Origin of the sequence: Avibacterium volantium (genome assembly GCF_900635775.1) — a bacterium.
Taxonomy (GTDB): Bacteria; Pseudomonadota; Gammaproteobacteria; order Enterobacterales; family Pasteurellaceae; genus Avibacterium; species Avibacterium volantium.
In genome coordinates, this window is record NZ_LR134167.1 from 254,656 (window position 1) to 269,160 (window position 14,505).

17 protein-coding genes are annotated in these 14,505 nt (G+C 39.7%); 1 reads left to right on the forward strand and 16 read right to left on the reverse strand.

Annotated features, from left to right (window positions below; all coding sequences use genetic code 11):
- Positions 1-40 precede the first annotated feature (40 nt).
- From nqrF to ELZ61_RS01295, 7 genes are all read right to left on the reverse strand, one after another.
- Positions 41-1,264 (reverse strand): NADH:ubiquinone reductase (Na(+)-transporting) subunit F, encoded by a 1,224-nt coding sequence (nqrF, locus tag ELZ61_RS01265; RefSeq protein ID WP_126370881.1) that lies wholly within the window; start codon positions 1,262-1,264, stop codon positions 41-43.
- 14 nt (positions 1,265-1,278) lie between these two features.
- On the reverse strand, positions 1,279-1,875 hold the full coding sequence (gene nqrE / locus ELZ61_RS01270; protein ID WP_126370883.1) for an NADH:ubiquinone reductase (Na(+)-transporting) subunit E: 597 nt from the start codon (positions 1,873-1,875) through the stop codon (positions 1,279-1,281).
- Position 1,876: 1 nt separating this feature from the next.
- On the reverse strand, positions 1,877-2,500 hold the full coding sequence (locus ELZ61_RS01275; protein WP_103854399.1) for an NADH:ubiquinone reductase (Na(+)-transporting) subunit D: 624 nt from the start codon (positions 2,498-2,500) through the stop codon (positions 1,877-1,879).
- Positions 2,500-3,276 carry a Na(+)-translocating NADH-quinone reductase subunit C gene (locus ELZ61_RS01280; protein ID WP_103854398.1) on the reverse strand — a complete coding sequence of 259 codons (777 nt, stop codon included), beginning with the start codon at positions 3,274-3,276 and terminating at the stop codon, positions 2,500-2,502. The genes ELZ61_RS01275 and ELZ61_RS01280 overlap by 1 nt, the downstream gene beginning before the upstream one ends.
- On the reverse strand, positions 3,269-4,507 hold the full coding sequence (locus ELZ61_RS01285; protein ID WP_126370885.1) for an NADH:ubiquinone reductase (Na(+)-transporting) subunit B: 1,239 nt from the start codon (positions 4,505-4,507) through the stop codon (positions 3,269-3,271). The genes ELZ61_RS01280 and ELZ61_RS01285 overlap by 8 nt, the downstream gene beginning before the upstream one ends.
- 2 nt (positions 4,508-4,509) lie before the next feature.
- Positions 4,510-5,850, reverse strand: coding sequence for a Na(+)-translocating NADH-quinone reductase subunit A (locus tag ELZ61_RS01290; protein ID WP_126370887.1), 1,341 nt, complete (start codon positions 5,848-5,850; stop codon positions 4,510-4,512).
- Between the two features lie 376 nt (positions 5,851-6,226).
- Positions 6,227-6,538, reverse strand: coding sequence for a BolA family protein (locus ELZ61_RS01295; RefSeq protein WP_126370889.1), 312 nt, complete (start codon positions 6,536-6,538; stop codon positions 6,227-6,229).
- A 112-nt stretch (positions 6,539-6,650) separates the two neighbouring features.
- Between ELZ61_RS01295 and ELZ61_RS01300 the strand changes: the two genes are divergently transcribed.
- Positions 6,651-7,253, forward strand: a complete 603-nt coding sequence (locus ELZ61_RS01300) for a YajG family lipoprotein (RefSeq protein ID WP_422386249.1) — start codon at positions 6,651-6,653, stop codon at positions 7,251-7,253.
- A 712-nt stretch (positions 7,254-7,965) separates the two neighbouring features.
- On the opposite strand, the gene ELZ61_RS01305 is transcribed toward ELZ61_RS01300, so the two are convergent.
- The 9 genes from ELZ61_RS01305 to ELZ61_RS01345 form a co-directional block, all read right to left on the reverse strand.
- The gene (locus ELZ61_RS01305) at positions 7,966-10,155 is read right to left on the reverse strand and encodes a DUF927 domain-containing protein (RefSeq protein ID WP_126370893.1); all 2,190 of its coding nucleotides are present in this window, start codon (positions 10,153-10,155) and stop codon (positions 7,966-7,968) included.
- Complete coding sequence (locus ELZ61_RS01310) at positions 10,152-10,403, reverse strand: hypothetical protein (protein ID WP_126370895.1); 252 nt, start codon at positions 10,401-10,403, stop codon at positions 10,152-10,154. The genes ELZ61_RS01305 and ELZ61_RS01310 overlap by 4 nt, the downstream gene beginning before the upstream one ends.
- Positions 10,400-10,756, reverse strand: coding sequence for a hypothetical protein (locus tag ELZ61_RS01315; RefSeq protein ID WP_126370897.1), 357 nt, complete (start codon positions 10,754-10,756; stop codon positions 10,400-10,402). The genes ELZ61_RS01310 and ELZ61_RS01315 overlap by 4 nt, the downstream gene beginning before the upstream one ends.
- Positions 10,749-11,300, reverse strand: a complete 552-nt coding sequence (locus ELZ61_RS01320) for an ash family protein (RefSeq protein ID WP_126370899.1) — start codon at positions 11,298-11,300, stop codon at positions 10,749-10,751. The genes ELZ61_RS01315 and ELZ61_RS01320 overlap by 8 nt, the downstream gene beginning before the upstream one ends.
- Before the next feature lie 92 nt (positions 11,301-11,392).
- Positions 11,393-11,602, reverse strand: a complete 210-nt coding sequence (locus ELZ61_RS01325; RefSeq protein WP_103854391.1) for a transposase — start codon at positions 11,600-11,602, stop codon at positions 11,393-11,395.
- Positions 11,599-11,823 carry a hypothetical protein gene (locus ELZ61_RS01330; RefSeq protein ID WP_103854390.1) on the reverse strand — a complete coding sequence of 75 codons (225 nt, stop codon included), beginning with the start codon at positions 11,821-11,823 and terminating at the stop codon, positions 11,599-11,601. Before ELZ61_RS01330 ends, ELZ61_RS01325 begins: the two co-directional genes overlap by 4 nt.
- Positions 11,820-12,005: a helix-turn-helix transcriptional regulator gene (locus ELZ61_RS01335; protein WP_103854389.1), complete on the reverse strand. Its 186-nt coding sequence runs from the start codon at positions 12,003-12,005 to the stop codon at positions 11,820-11,822. The genes ELZ61_RS01330 and ELZ61_RS01335 overlap by 4 nt, the downstream gene beginning before the upstream one ends.
- Before the next feature lie 52 nt (positions 12,006-12,057).
- On the reverse strand, positions 12,058-13,047 hold the full coding sequence (locus tag ELZ61_RS01340; protein WP_126370901.1) for a phage major capsid protein, P2 family: 990 nt from the start codon (positions 13,045-13,047) through the stop codon (positions 12,058-12,060).
- Between the two features lie 178 nt (positions 13,048-13,225).
- On the reverse strand, positions 13,226-14,404 hold the full coding sequence (locus ELZ61_RS01345) for a hypothetical protein (protein WP_126370904.1): 1,179 nt from the start codon (positions 14,402-14,404) through the stop codon (positions 13,226-13,228).
- Positions 14,405-14,505 lie beyond the last annotated feature (101 nt).

A 14,505-nucleotide genomic window follows, 5' to 3' on the forward strand; every position in this document is an offset into this window, starting at 1 on the left:
CAGAAATCTGACCGCTCTTTTTCTTTATTTAACAGCGTTATCAACCGCCAAAGTCATCTAATAAGATGTTTTCGTCTTCAACACCTAAGTCTTTGAGCATTTTGATTACTGCTGCGTTCATCACTGGAGGCCCACACATATAGTATTCACAGTCTTCTGGTGCTTCGTGATTTTTCAGATAGTTTTCATAAAGCACATTGTGGATAAAGCCTGTGTAGCCGTCCCAATTATCTTCTGGCAATGGATCAGAAAGTGCCACGTGCCATTGGAAGTTGTCGTTTTCTGCTTGTAGGGTATCGAAATCTTCTACATAGAACATTTCACGTTTTGAACGCGCCCCGTACCAGAATGACATTTTACGTTTTGATTTCAAACGTTTTAGTTGGTCAAAGATATGTGAACGCATTGGTGCCATACCTGCACCCCCACCGATAAATACCATTTCTGCATCAGTATCTTTCGCGAAGAATTCACCGAATGGACCAGAAATTGTCACTTTATCACCCGGTTTTAATGACCAAATATAAGAAGACATTTGTCCTGGTGGAGCATCAGGCATACGTGGTGGTGGTGTAGCAATACGCACGTTTAGCATAATGATGCCTTTCTCTTCTGGGTATGAAGCCATTGAGTAAGCACGCACAATTGGCTCGTCCACTTTTGACACATAACGCCATAAATCAAATTTATCCCAATCTTCGTGATATTCTTTTGGAATATCGAAGTCTTTGTAATAAACCGTATGTGGATCTGCTTCAATTTGGATATAACCACCCGCACGGAATGGTACTTCTTCCCCTTCAGGAATTTGTAATTTAAGCTCTTTGATGAAGGTTGCTTTGTTATCGTTAGAAATAACGGTACATTCCCATTTTTTCACACCGAATACTTCTTCAGGTAATTCAATTTGCATATTGGTTTTAACATTTACCTGACAAGCTAGACGATAACCTTCTTTCGCTTCACGTTTTGAAATGTGAGAAAGTTCTGTTGGTAGAATATCACCACCGCCCTCAGTTACTTTCACCACACATTGACCACAAGAGCCACCGCCCCCACAAGCTGAAGAAACGAAAATCCCTTTGCTTGCTAATGCGCCTAATAATTTTCCACCTGCTGGCAAGTGAATGGCTTTGCTTGGATCGTGATTGATTTCAATAGTAATGTCCCCTGAGTTTACGAGTTTAGATTTAGCAAACAAGATAATTGCTGCTAACGCTAAAACCACCACAGTGAACATTGCAATACCTAAAATAATTTCCATTTAGTATCCCCTTCTTATAACTGAATACCTGAAAATGACATAAAGCCAAGCGCCATTAGACCTACGGTGATAAAGGTGATCCCTAAACCACGCAAGCCTGCTGGAATATCAGCATATTTCATTTTTTCAGTTAAACCGGCAAGTGCTACGATAGCAAGCATCCAACCTGTTCCTGCACCGATACCATAAACTACCGATTCAGCAAGGTTGTATTCACGTTGCACCATAAAAGATACCCCACCGAAAATCGCACAGTTTACGGTGATTAACGGTAAGAAGATCCCTAATGCGTTATAAAGTGCGGGGAAAAATTTATCCAAAACCATTTCTAGGATTTGTGCTAATGCCGCAATCACACCGATGAAGGTGATAAAGCGTAAGAAACTTAAATCTACGCCTTCTACTAACGCACCATCTTTTAAGATGTGAGTATAAACAATTTGGTTTGCTGGCACGGCGATACCTAATACCACGATTACCGCGATCCCTAAACCAAAGGCTGTTGAAACTTTCTTTGAAACCGCAAGGAATGTACACATACCAAGGAAGAAAGAAAGTGCCATATTTTCAATAAAAATGGACTTAACAAATAGACTTAAATAGTGTTCCATCTTATTTCTCCACTTGCTCTGGTTTCCAAGTTCTTAAGCCCCAAATCAAGAAGCCGATGATAAAGAACGCACTTGGCGCAAGTAAGGCTAAACCATTTGCTTGATACCAACCACCGTCTTGGATAGTTTGTAACACGGTAATGCCAAATACTTTACCTGAACCAATTAATTCGCGTAAAAATGCGACAATGATTAGGATCACACCATAACCGATACCGTTACCTAAACCATCAACAAAACTTGCCAATGGTGGCTCTTTCATTGCAAATGCTTCTGCGCGACCCATTACGATACAGTTGGTAATGATTAAGCCAACGAATACCGAAAGCTGTTTAGATAACTCATAAGCATAGGCTTGCAACACTTGGTCCACAAGGGTTACTAATGATGCAATGATCGCCATTTGCACGATAATACGGATACTATTTGGAATATAGTTACGGATACAAGAAATAAAGAAACTTGAAAATGCCGTTACTAAACTTACTGCGATTGCCATTACCACCGCAGTTTCTAATTTTGTCGTTACCGCAAGTGCTGAACAGATCCCCAAAATTTGCAATGCAATTGGGTTGTTGTTCACGATTGGAGATAACAATAATTTTTTCATATTTGCATTAGCCATTAGTTAGCCTCCGCTCTAAGTTTGTCTAAATACGGGCCAAAACCATCGCGACCAAACCAGTAATCAAAAGAACCTTGTACCCCTTTTGTGGTTAAGGTTGCACCAGATAAACCATCGATACCGTGTTCTTTATCTGCTGAAGCACCTTTGCCAATTTTAATCGCTACTTGATCTTGAGCATTAAAGAGTTTTTTACCCACAAAGTATTTCTGCCAGTTTGGATTAGCGATTTCGCCCCCTAAACCTGCGGTTTCACCTTGTTCATAGTAAGTAATCCCTTTAATGGTATTTGCATCTGGCGCAACAGACACAAAGCCATACATCACAGACCACAATCCTGTACCATAAATTGGTAACACGATTTGTGAAGTTTTGCCTTGTGCATCTTTCACTAAATAAACCTCAGCATATTTCGCCCGCACTTTAATGCCAGCTTTATCTTCTTCAGGTTTAATTGCTACGCTTTCTGCAGGATCTTTTACCGCAACACGCGCATCAAAGTTTTTGATGTCGCTTACATAATCACCCGTTGCAAGATCCACAATTTTCGGCTCAATGTTTTCTGCATAAAGGGCTTTAATTTCCGCACCTTTTGCTTTAGCGGGTAATAATCCTGCTACACTGAGAATGTTTTTCTGTTTATCTAATAATTTTTGCTCATTTTGCGTCGGTTTTAAACCTACTGCCGCACTTGCTACGATAATTGAGCAAACTAAGCTGACTAAAACAACAACAAGGATTGTTCCGCCAACACTATCTTTATTAAACTTAGCCATTGCGCGCTCTCCGACGTTTGATATTTGCTTGAACAACCAGATAGTCAAAAATTGGGGCAAATAAGTTAGCTAATAAGATGGCTAACATCATTCCTTCTGGATAAGCTGGATTAACCACACGAATAATCACCGCCATTGCACCAATTAATGCACCGTACCACCATTTACCTTTGTTGGTGAATGAGGCTGATACTGGGTCAGTTGCCATAAATAACATACCTAAAGCAAAACCACCCAATACTAAGTGCCAATGCCAAGGCATTGAGAATAATGGGTTAGTGTCTGAACCAATCACATTAAATAGGGTAGAAGTGGCAATCATACCGATCATCACACCGGCGATAATACGCCAAGAAGCAATACGTGCGAACACAATTACCGCTGCACCAATTAATAATGCAAGGGTAGAAACTTCACCGATTGAACCTGGAATATTTCCTAAGAATGCGTCCATCCATTGAATTGGCTGACCTGTGGTTACTTGTTTTAATGCACCTTGACCGCCTGTTGCCCATTGTGAAAGTGCGGTTGCGCCAGAGAAACCATCAGCCGCGATCCATACAGAATCCCCTGAAATTTGTGCTGGATAAGCAAAGAATAAAAACGCACGCCCTGCTAATGCTGGGTTCATAAAGTTTTTACCTACACCACCAAACACTTCTTTGGCCACCACAACCCCAAACGTTGTCGCTAACGCCGCTTGCCATAATGGCAATGTTGGCGGAACGATAAGGGCTAATAAAATAGAGGTTACGAAGAAACCTTCGTTGATTTCGTGTTTACGCACTGTGGCAAATAACACTTCCCAGAAACCGCCCACAAGGAATACGGTTAAATAAATTGGAAGGAAGAAAATTGCACCTAATGCCATTTTTGCTAGCACGCCAGCATCGGGTGAAACCAACCCCAATGCATTGGCTAAAGCAAAATGCCAGTCATTCGCCACATTTTGTGCCAAGTTCTGTGCAAAATCGCCCACTTTTAATGCAAGAATAGATTGCTCACCCACATTAAACATACCGTAGAACATTGCTGGGAATAATGCCAACCACACTAATACCATCATACGTTTAGAATCTAACGCATCACGGACGTGAGAAGCTTTCGCCGTTACCGTACCTGGCGTGTATAAGAAAGTTGCCGTTGCTTCATAAAGGGCATACCATTTCTCATATTTACCACCCGGTAAAAAAGCAGGTTCCATTTTCTCTAAAAGATGTTTTAAACCCATTTTTAACCTTCCTTCTCGATCTTATCTAAGGCTGCACGCAGCATTGGACCGTAATCATTTTTACCTGGGCAAACGAACGTACAAAGTGCTAAATCTTCTTCGTCTAACTCTAAACAACCTAATGCTTGAGCGCTGTCCGTATCGCCTGCACTTAAATCACGCAATAATAACGTCGGGATAATATCTAATGGCATTACACGCTCATAAGCGCCAATTGGCACCATTGCACGGTGTCCACCATTAAGTGCGGTGGTAAAATTGAATAATTTGTGTCCGAAATGACCTAACACAGTACGGGTGATAGAATATTTGTTCGCCCCTGGCATAATCCAACCTAGGAACTCTTTCTCACGACCTTCTGCAATCACAGAAACCTGTAACGCATAACGTCCTAAATAATCTACCGCACCTTCCGCTTTATGACCGCTTAACACGGAACCTGAGATAATACGGTTTTCACCTTCTTTTAACTCGTCTTTAGTTAATTGGGCTAAGTTAGCACCAAGTTGGGTGCGAATTAAACGCGGATTTTTCACCTGTGGGCCAGCCAATGAGATCACACGGTCATTATAAAGTTCACCCGTGGTAAATAAGCGACCAAATGCGATCACATCTTGATAATTCAAATACCAAACCGTTTTCGTTGCACTAACCGGATCGATAAAGTGAATATGCGTACCGCTTAAGCCCGCTGGGTGTGGGCCGCCAAAATCGTGTACGGCTAAATTTGGTAAATCCACCGTTGGGATATTGCTATCGCCCGCTTTACATAAATGCAATTTGCCTTCGTGTAAACGGCTTAACACGGTTAAACCATTGGTAAAATCGTCCCAATGTGCTTTTAATACCACTTCAGGATCAGCGGCTAATGGATTGGTATCCATTGCATTAACAAAAATAGAAGATGGCACAGCATCAACAGCAGGCACTTTACTGAATGGACGAGTACGAAGTGCTGTCCAAAGCCCTGACGCTTGTAGGTTTTGACGAACTTGCTCGGAAGTTAAACTTTTAAGCTCATCGGCGGAATATTTGTTAAAGGTAACCTGATCATCACCTTCGATTTGAATCACTACTGATTGCAACACACGCTTAGCACCGCGATTAATCGCAGTTACAGTACCACTTGCAGGGGCAGTGAATAATACGCCGGGGTTCTTTTTATCTTCAAAAAGCACCTGACCTTTTTTCACCACATCACCTTCACGTACCTTCATTGAAGGACGCATTCCCACATACTCTTCGCCAAGCAAGGCAACTTCAGTAACGGCATTGCCGTTATGGATTACTTGTTCTGGCTTCCCAGCGATAGGAAGATCCAAGCCTTTTTTAATCGTAATCATATTGTATGCACCACTTTTCGTTAGATTAAAAATATAGCTATCGCAAGATAAAACTCAATGCGATAACCTCGTCTTGAGTAATGATTTTTGCTTAATTATCAACGATGAATGCAAACACATCGCAACAATGTCCACTCCAACCACATAAATTTAAAACTCAAATTCTGTTTAGATTTTATACCGTTTACTAAACCCAATAAGCGATATAAGTTAAAATTTTGATACAAGTCAGCTAGTTATTTTAACCAATTAATAACGTTCGTGCTACTTTGAAGGGCGGTTTTTCCAATATTTTAGAAAAAAAGACCGCTGTTTTTGTGGAAAATCAATTTTTGCTGAATATTATGAATTTATACTACCTTTTATTAGGTATAAATTATTGTCCAACCCCTAAACAATTTGGTGATTTCGGAAACTGCTGCTCCAACGCTTGCCATTCATCTAAGGTATAAGTATGCAACGCCAAGGCGTGAATGCCATTTTTCAATTCTTCCGCCAATAATTGATACAGCATTTGATGACGCGCAACCTTTCTCACCCCATTAAACGCATCACTCACTAGCACCACTTTAAAATGCGAATCTACACCACGCCCTGAGCTGTGCATATGGCTTTCATTTTCAATATGCAAAAAGTGCGGTGCAAATTTTTGCGAAATTTTTTGTTCTAAAACTTGTTGAACACCCATTATCCTTTCCTTTTTTTTTATAAACTAACACAATAAAAATTTGCTTTTGCAAAGACTATACATTCATACTGAAGTTTGCAAGAATAGCCGTATCTTTTTTGTTAGCGAGGAAATGACTATGCGTTTTGCTAAACTCTCTCTTATCACCTTATTTTCAAGTGCCGTATTATTATCCGCGTGCCAATCTCAGCCAAGTAACACAATCACTTTTACGCCACCTAGCCCAAGCGTGCAATTCAATGCGGCAAATCAACACGCGATACTCAATATCCTCACGCGTGATGCGCGCCAACAGCCTGAAGTATCAAGCTATGTGTATGACGAAAAAATCTTTAAACTTTTTGCCGAACCAAAACCAGCTCAGATTTTCGATCAAGTGATCAAACAAGATCTAAATGGCAAAGGATTTCGCATTGCCGCAACGCCAGCTCAATCTAACACCAATGTGATTGTGAATATCAACAAATTCTATGCCGATGTAGAACAAGGCAATTTACGCTATAAAATCACCGCGAATGTACAAATCAACGTTCAAGTACAGGGTGCGAAAGGGCAATTCAACAAAAATATCGGCTCAACACGTAGCCAAGAGGGCGCACTGCGTGCCAATAATGCCAATATTCAAAAAGTGCTAGGACAGGCATTAAACGAAACGGTTCAGAATATCTATAAAGATCAAGAAATCGCCAATGCGATTAATCAATATTCCAACTAATTTCTAGATAAAACAAAACCTTGCGCGCTTGCAAGGTTTTTTATTATCCGAAAAATGGCGAACGTGGGCAACTCCATTTTTTAACGCCAATTCTTTGAATTTTATATCTATTTTATTTTTTCTTGTTTGCTGCAGGGATCTAAAATCCCTGCTTGAGTATAAAGCAGGAATCGAAAAGGCGGCAAGGCTGGGGATTTTTACAGCGGTGAAAATGTTTTTTAGGTAAATTGGTAGAATACTTTTTCTAGCAGCGTAAAAAAAATTTTTTTTGTCTGAGTGTAGAAAACAATTGGGAAAGTGGGAAATTGGGAAAAATCGCCGTTTTTCTGTGATTATTCAATGAGTTATAGCAAAAATCAATTTGGGATTTTCAAGGGAAATTTTGGGATTTTTTGCCCAAAAATTTGGGATTTTGATAAAATTGGCTATTTTTTATTCGTTTTTATGTGAATGTGCTACTTTTTCAAAATTGGGAAGAAAAACGCCATTTTTGGGAATATTTTTAGCATTTTGGGAAAGAGTGGGAAAATTATTTTTCTATAACTTGTTGATTTATATTTAATAATATATGTATTAAATACTGTTTTCCCACTTTCCCAATTTATTTTATCTATCCTAGTAAAATTGTATTTTATAGCTTGCTTGGTGTTGTAAGATTTTGAGCAAAAAAAAGCCAACTTGTAAAAGCTGGCTTATTGAGTAAGTGCGGTGATTATTCTTCGGGTTTTTCGGTTTCTTCGATCAATGCGGGATAGACGATAAAAAAGCGTTTTCCCTTGCTGTTGATATACCGTTCTAATTGTGTAGGCACTTTGTGCTGATAGGGTCTTTGTTTTTGTTCCGTGCCAGTTTTTAGCATTTGGTGCTTTTCCATTGCTTCATAAACTAACTTGCGGGGAAATTCGCTTTCTTTAATCACGTCTTTAAAGGCTTTAGGGTGAATATAAAAATGCTCAATTTCACCGCAAAAGCCATCTAGAATGCGATAGCCCAAGATTTTTTGAATAATCCGCTGCGTGGCGGGTTCAGGAACTTGAATAAAGCCGCTTTCTGCGTTTTCGTCAAGCCAGCCATTAAAGAATTCTATGATTTTTTCTTCTTCCCGTTCGCCTGTGCCGTAATCGATGTGCCAATCATTGAACGATTGAATTAAGCATTCCCGATTATCCGCTTCCGCCCATAAGGTTAAATGCCGTGCGGTCTGTAAAGCGGTTTCTAATATGGCAAAATTGCTTGCTACCCGTTGCACCTGTGCGGCGGTGTTATTGGCTAGGCGTTCCGCCCATTCGGTTTTATAGCGTTGATATTCTGCTTTGATAAAGGCTTTATTTTCAGCAATGTATTTGATCCATTCACGCCCCACTACGCCATAATGATTTAGGCTGGCTTCGTTCAGGTGGTCGGCGTGGGCTTTATTGTTGGCAAAGCCGTGTAGGTGATTGGCTTCAATTAAAGGAATATTCAAAAGCCGCACTAATTGGCCTGCATTAATGTTTACCCCTTTGGATTGCAAAAAGCCTTCTACGTCTTTTTCACCCGTTGAAAGTGCGGTGATTTTCCAGCGTGAAAGCTCATCATTGCCGCCTTCTTTCATTCCTTTGGCCCGCCCTTTTTCATTGAAAAGTGAATAGGCGATATTTTCCACGTCATAAATCTTTTTGGCTTGCCCTAATTCATCAAGGGTAATAAAGCCGTCATTTCTGGCTGCCGCTTCGTTATTTAGGGCGGTGGCTGTGGTGTTCCAGCTTAAATCAATTAAATCAGGGTTGCCATAAAGACTATTGGCAATGTTAAGCGTGGTTGTTTTCCCCTTACTTGAAGAATTAAATAAATGAACGCCAAAACTTTTTGCATTAATCAGGCGTAAAAGCGGGCTAGCTAAGGCGGTAGCAATGCCTAACATCATAGACGTGTTTTTGTTGGCATAGCGGGCAATTTCTTGCTGCCAGCTTTCAAGCGTGCCTTTGGTGTCATAGCCGCCCGCATTGGCGCTTTTGTTTTTGAAGATAATAGGTTGGCTAGGTTCGCCCAAAATCTCACCGCTAGGCAATAAATACGCCCCATTATGCCAACCTGTGGAATGTGTAACCGCCCAAGATTGCACATTTAGCCCCAAGGCGTGAAAATGCTCAACAAGGTTTTGTGCAATCCCTGTTTTCGGTGTCATTTTAAAGCCTTGGTTTTTGAGCAATCGCCAAGCGGTATCAGTACCAAAATCACCGCAATTTATGGCTTCAATGCGGGGTTCTTTTTCGTCTGGGTTGTGCCATTGGAAAATATAGAAATAATCGCCGTTTTCATTTTTACCTTTGCCGACTAATTCCAGTTTATCGCAGATCCATTTCAAATCTTCCCGCAGCACTTCGCCCGTATCTTTGTCTAGCTTTGGCACAACATAGAAAAGCCCTTCAAGTAGCCCGTTTTCTCTGTAATCAATGTAAGGCGATGTTTTCGGGGCGTTTTGGTCAATGCTGGCTTGTGCGATGATCTTTGCCGTTTCCGCTTCGCCTTTGCGTATGCGCTCAATATAGGGGCTAAAGTTTTCGATTAATTCCCCAGTTGCAACATTATGCAAAGAAACCACTTTTGCGGCGGTTTTGGTGGCTAAATTATGGCAAATTGCTGTGCGTTGGGGTTCGCTTAATTGCCCGCATTCAAACAGTTTAATGTATTCTTGCGTTTTTGGCGCAAGGGTTTGTGCGGGGATATTTTTAAGCGGATTTTCGCCAAAAATATAAGGCTTGAAATCGCAGCCTAATTTAAGCAAGTTTTCATTGAGCATTTGCCATAATGTGCCGTTTCCGTTATCCCACGCTTGCCACGCTTCATCACCAATTAGAATGATTTGATCTTCTTGCGGTTTTGGTTTGGTTGGCTTGTATTTTCTCTTTCCGTTCATCATAACTTAACCTCTGATGTAACCAATTCACTTAATTGAGAATGTATTTCCTCTTGCAGGCTTTCTAAGCGTTTTAGGTAAACTTGTTCTATCTGCGCCATTGCATTTACTCGCTCTAATTTTTCACTAGCGTCTTCACCTAAATTGAATGCCGCTAAAGTTTCATAAAAATAAGGAAATGTTGCTAAGTTTCCTAATTCAGCGCTAAATTGCTCATTCAGTGCTTGAATGTGTTGTAATTTATTTTTCATTCTAGCCCCCTATTTTGGCTAATTTGAGTGGGTAAGCCGTTGATAATGGCTTGCAATGAATGTGTTACGCCACGCAAATTTCCATTATGTAAATACACTTTAGCGGCATTGAAGAAGTGTTCTACAAAGTGAACGCCTAGTTGAGCTTGCTCATCTGTTAATATCTCATCGATATAAAACCTTGCTTCTGTATTTTGTGCATAAGTTGGAATATATGCCGTTAATTCCACGCTTTTTAAGCAATGTTTTGCCTCTTCTAACTGGTTAGCTTTTAGCGCTTTCTTTGTTTCTGCGAGAAAGTGCTCAATGATTTTTACTTTTTCTGTAAGGTTTTCTGGTGTGAGATTACGCATAGCGCACCCCCTTAATGCGGGCAAAGCAAATCGCCTCTTGTGGGGTGAGGTTTAGGAATTGGCGCGCGTGCGCTTCGCTTTTGGCATAGGTTGAAACGTGTAGGCGAGAGCCGACTAATTGGAATTTGTAGATCATTGCTGATAGTCCTTTGGTTGATTGATTAAAGGCTATCGCGAAACTTCTCACGGTTTGGCGATAGCGTGTAGCAGGGTGAGAAACTAGTACCAAAGGAAAACTAGCCAATCGCAAGGATTGCCCACTACACGCCATCATAGAGAGAATTACCGCTGGGCGGTTTTTTTTGGGTGTGTGAAATCTACGAACAAAAAAAGCACGGGTTGGCGTGCTGTTCGCCTTTGGTATATTCAGCTTCTCACGGCTGGCTTTCGATTTTGCGAAAGCGGGGAAAGCATAATTTGAAGCTTGGGCATTTGTCAATAAATATGCGTGAATAATTGAAAATAAGTTGTTATTTTTTCTTATTAGTGTAATATTACTCATTGATTTATGGTTATTTTTAATCATAATGAAACAATCCTTCATAAATCCTTACCTTGTTGGTTATTAAGGGGAACTTAAAGCGCACGATTGGCAGATCACAGGTGCGCTTTTTCTTTGCCTGAATTTTGCCCCGTTCATTTGGGATCTTGTTGCCATTTATGGCTGGGTGTAACCGGTTTAAATACGCCTTTTTTAATGTCGCTTAATTGGGCGGTGATTGTGCCTTTAATATCGCATTCCACGCAGTAAACAAGGGCTTGTGTTACGCACGCGCTGGGGCGTTCTGATGTGCGGATATTTAATGCTTTTCCACATTCTGGGCATTGAATTTTTAAACCTTTCATTTTTTTCCTGCCATTTCTTGCTTGCACATTTCAATTAATTGCTTTTTCTGTGCCGTGGTGAAGCCATTCATTAATTTGAAAAGGTGGGCTCTGAAAGATGCTGGATTTTTTAGCGTATCCTCTCTTTGAATATCCATATAAAGAAAAAACATTACAATTAATTGTTCTTCCATTCCCAAATGAATAAATGCGCGAATAAATTCGATTTGTTCTTTTTTCATTGCGGTGTTTCCTTGTTTGGGTTGTTGTGATCTAACCACGCTTGCACGTCTTCTAATTGCCATAAGCTACGTTTGCCAATTTTGATCGGCTTTGGAAAATCGCCTGATTTGACGAGATGATAGATTTTTGTTCTGCCGCCGATTTTCATTGCTTGTAATTCTTTTAAGGTTAAAAGCGTCATTGTGTTTACTCCTTTAAAATTGGCGTAACCTTGGGCGGTTACGCCGCGAAAATTAGCCTAAAATCACCATTGCGGGATCTATGGCCGCCATTAAGCCCAAATCTTCAACTACATAGCATTCAAAGCGCCAATAGCTCACAACTTCCCGCTTTCTTTCGTCATCTTGTCGGATTGAATAGCGCCCGCTGCGGTTATGCGTGTAAAGGCTTAAATTCTGTAATGTCGTGACTACTGCGCCATAAAGTGGAAATTGTGGCGGGATGAGGGTTTTCATTCCGCCGAATTGGTTAGTGATATAGTGATTTTGCAAACCTGCTTTATCCTGCTCTGCTGGGGTTGCGCTGGTGATCGGCTGCTCTTCCCGTGCCAATAACCCAGCCCCGACTAAAAAGACAAGATCGTTGCGGTTTCTGTGGTGTTCATCTAATTGATTTCTTAGGGCAATGGCTAAGGCATCTAAATTGGCATAATCAGCATTTTCACCAAAGATTTTTAGTTTGCCGTTTTTGCCCGTGGCTTTCACATTTTCAGGCTTTTGCTCGGCAAGCAAAGCTAGCCAGCCTTTATTTACGTCAGAAAGATCAACGGCTGCCGTATTTTGCGCAACGCTTTTACCCGCCCAGCCGATTTGCATAATATTGGCCGCGATTTGGTCTAAAACAAATTCATCAATCAACTGATCAAATTTTTCTGGGTAAAGGTTGAAAACATCTACCATTCCCCATTTCAATGTAATGCCGCTATCTGTTTCATACACTTGATAGCCGTCTTCGTGATCAGATTGTTCAATGATATGGCGTTCTAGGTATTGTCGCCCTGTGATATTGGGCTTGAGAGGCCCGAAAATTTTCCGCCCTTGCTCGTTATGAACGGGGATTGCGTTAATTGCTTTGAGGAAATCAGAACGCTGGGTAATTTTTTCAAGCATTGCTTGAACTTCGTATTTCTCTAGCGAGAAAGCGTCTTTATTGTACTGATCTTCAGCATTAAACTGCTTTGCCTTGTTTTTTCTGTATTGGTGAAGTGCGGTTAAAAAATCCATTGTTTTTCTCCTATCTGTGGTTAGTGTCAAAAAATCAAAAAAGTGTTTTTTCTACGCTCGCCAAAGCCGAAAACTGCTTTTTTTGTTTGCGGGGGGAATGGTAGGAAGAAATGGAAATATTGAATATAAAAAAACCTAGTTTAGAATATTCTAAACTAGGTTTAGATAATTGAAAGGTTTATAGAAATTGTTCAAGATTTCTAATTGGATTCGATTTTCCTCTATATTTTCCTATATTATTTTCCTTTAGATATTTTCTTACAGTAACAAGCGATATCTCAAAATTTTCTTTCAGATAGTTCTTGTTATTTATAAGCTCAACAACGGCTTCAGCAATTCTATCTCTATTTCTACTTGGATAACGTTCAAATATTTTTCTTGCAAGTTCTATTATCTTGTCTTTATTTTTACTTGGTCGCCCTCCTTTGTTTTTATTAGATTGAATTTCTTCAAATTCCTCATTCTGTGCTTCAGCTTGCAAATAATAAGGGACTTCATTTAGTTCAAATATTTTTACCGTGCCTGTATCTAATAAAACGTTTTCTTTTCTAATTAAAGTGGGGTTTATTATTCTTGTAGGATTTTTCCATTCTTCAATAAAATTCTCAAAGCTATTTAGGTTTCTAATTGGTTTCCCACCTTTAATAAATAATTCTAATTCTTCTGGGACGATGAAGATAGAATCTTTATTTAGGGTTATGAGCTGCTTATTATTGAAATTTCTCCCATCAACCACAAAACCGAATCCATTTTCTATATTATCAGCCCTTGAGGGGCGAAAAGTTACCGCTTCAAGGTTTATTATTGGATCTTGCTCATCAATAAGTATTTCTTCAAAATCATTAAAATCAATTGCAAAAAAACCGTTTAATTTTTCAATGTTAGTTCTGATATCAACGTTATATTCATTATTTACCAGCCCATCATAAGTAGGAATTTCATTAACTTTGGAGAAGACTTCTTCTGAATCACTTAAACCATCTTCAGAAATTAAACAATCTTCTTTCATTTGCTCAAAAAACTTTTCAAAATCGAATTCATCCCTTAATATCGCCTTGAATCTTTCTGTTTTTAAAAAGTCGGTTTTACCTTTGTATCCTTGCCAGCAATGAATATCTATATTATATAAATCGTCTAATACATTATTTAGATTTGAATTGTGAATATTTAATTTGAATTCTTTATTGTTAATATTTTCAAAATCAATTCTTACAGAAAGTTCTAATAGCCCCTGATTTGCATAATGTAACAAATCCCCACTTGTTATTATTTGATTTGTTTCTTGGCTTAATTTATCTGCACCTTGTTGCAAACTATACCATTTCCTAGGCGGTAAATTTATTTTTTGCTGTGTCATTTCTACCCTCTCTTGACTATGGTTTTATTTCCATAATTATACTGTTTATTATTACAGTTGTGAAGTGCTATATCGTGCTAGGCGGTGTAAATTGGAATGAG

Coding starts and splice junctions, on each gene's coding strand:
- ELZ61_RS01290 (WP_126370887.1), bottom strand. CDS start 5,850: ATGATTACGATTAAAAAAGGCTTGGATCTTCCTATCGCTGGGAAGCCA.
- ELZ61_RS01325 (WP_103854391.1), bottom strand. CDS start 11,602: ATGAAAGGTTTAAAAATTCAATGCCCAGAATGTGGAAAAGCATTAAAT.
- ELZ61_RS01330 (WP_103854390.1), bottom strand. CDS start 11,823: ATGAAAAAAGAACAAATCGAATTTATTCGCGCATTTATTCATTTGGGA.
- ELZ61_RS01320 (WP_126370899.1), bottom strand. CDS start 11,300: ATGAAGGATTGTTTCATTATGATTAAAAATAACCATAAATCAATGAGT.
- nqrF (WP_126370881.1), bottom strand. CDS start 1,264: ATGGAAATTATTTTAGGTATTGCAATGTTCACTGTGGTGGTTTTAGCG.
- nqrE (WP_126370883.1), bottom strand. CDS start 1,875: ATGGAACACTATTTAAGTCTATTTGTTAAGTCCATTTTTATTGAAAAT.
- ELZ61_RS01340 (WP_126370901.1), bottom strand. CDS start 13,047: ATGGATTTTTTAACCGCACTTCACCAATACAGAAAAAACAAGGCAAAG.
- ELZ61_RS01285 (WP_126370885.1), bottom strand. CDS start 4,507: ATGGGTTTAAAACATCTTTTAGAGAAAATGGAACCTGCTTTTTTACCG.
- ELZ61_RS01315 (WP_126370897.1), bottom strand. CDS start 10,756: ATGCGTAATCTCACACCAGAAAACCTTACAGAAAAAGTAAAAATCATT.
- ELZ61_RS01345 (WP_126370904.1), bottom strand. CDS start 14,404: ATGACACAGCAAAAAATAAATTTACCGCCTAGGAAATGGTATAGTTTG.
- ELZ61_RS01305 (WP_126370893.1), bottom strand. CDS start 10,155: ATGATGAACGGAAAGAGAAAATACAAGCCAACCAAACCAAAACCGCAA.
- ELZ61_RS01295 (WP_126370889.1), bottom strand. CDS start 6,538: ATGGGTGTTCAACAAGTTTTAGAACAAAAAATTTCGCAAAAATTTGCA.
- ELZ61_RS01335 (WP_103854389.1), bottom strand. CDS start 12,005: ATGACGCTTTTAACCTTAAAAGAATTACAAGCAATGAAAATCGGCGGC.
- ELZ61_RS01300 (WP_422386249.1), top strand. CDS start 6,651: ATGACTATGCGTTTTGCTAAACTCTCTCTTATCACCTTATTTTCAAGT.
- ELZ61_RS01310 (WP_126370895.1), bottom strand. CDS start 10,403: ATGAAAAATAAATTACAACACATTCAAGCACTGAATGAGCAATTTAGC.
- ELZ61_RS01280 (WP_103854398.1), bottom strand. CDS start 3,276: ATGGCTAAGTTTAATAAAGATAGTGTTGGCGGAACAATCCTTGTTGTT.
- ELZ61_RS01275 (WP_103854399.1), bottom strand. CDS start 2,500: ATGGCTAATGCAAATATGAAAAAATTATTGTTATCTCCAATCGTGAAC.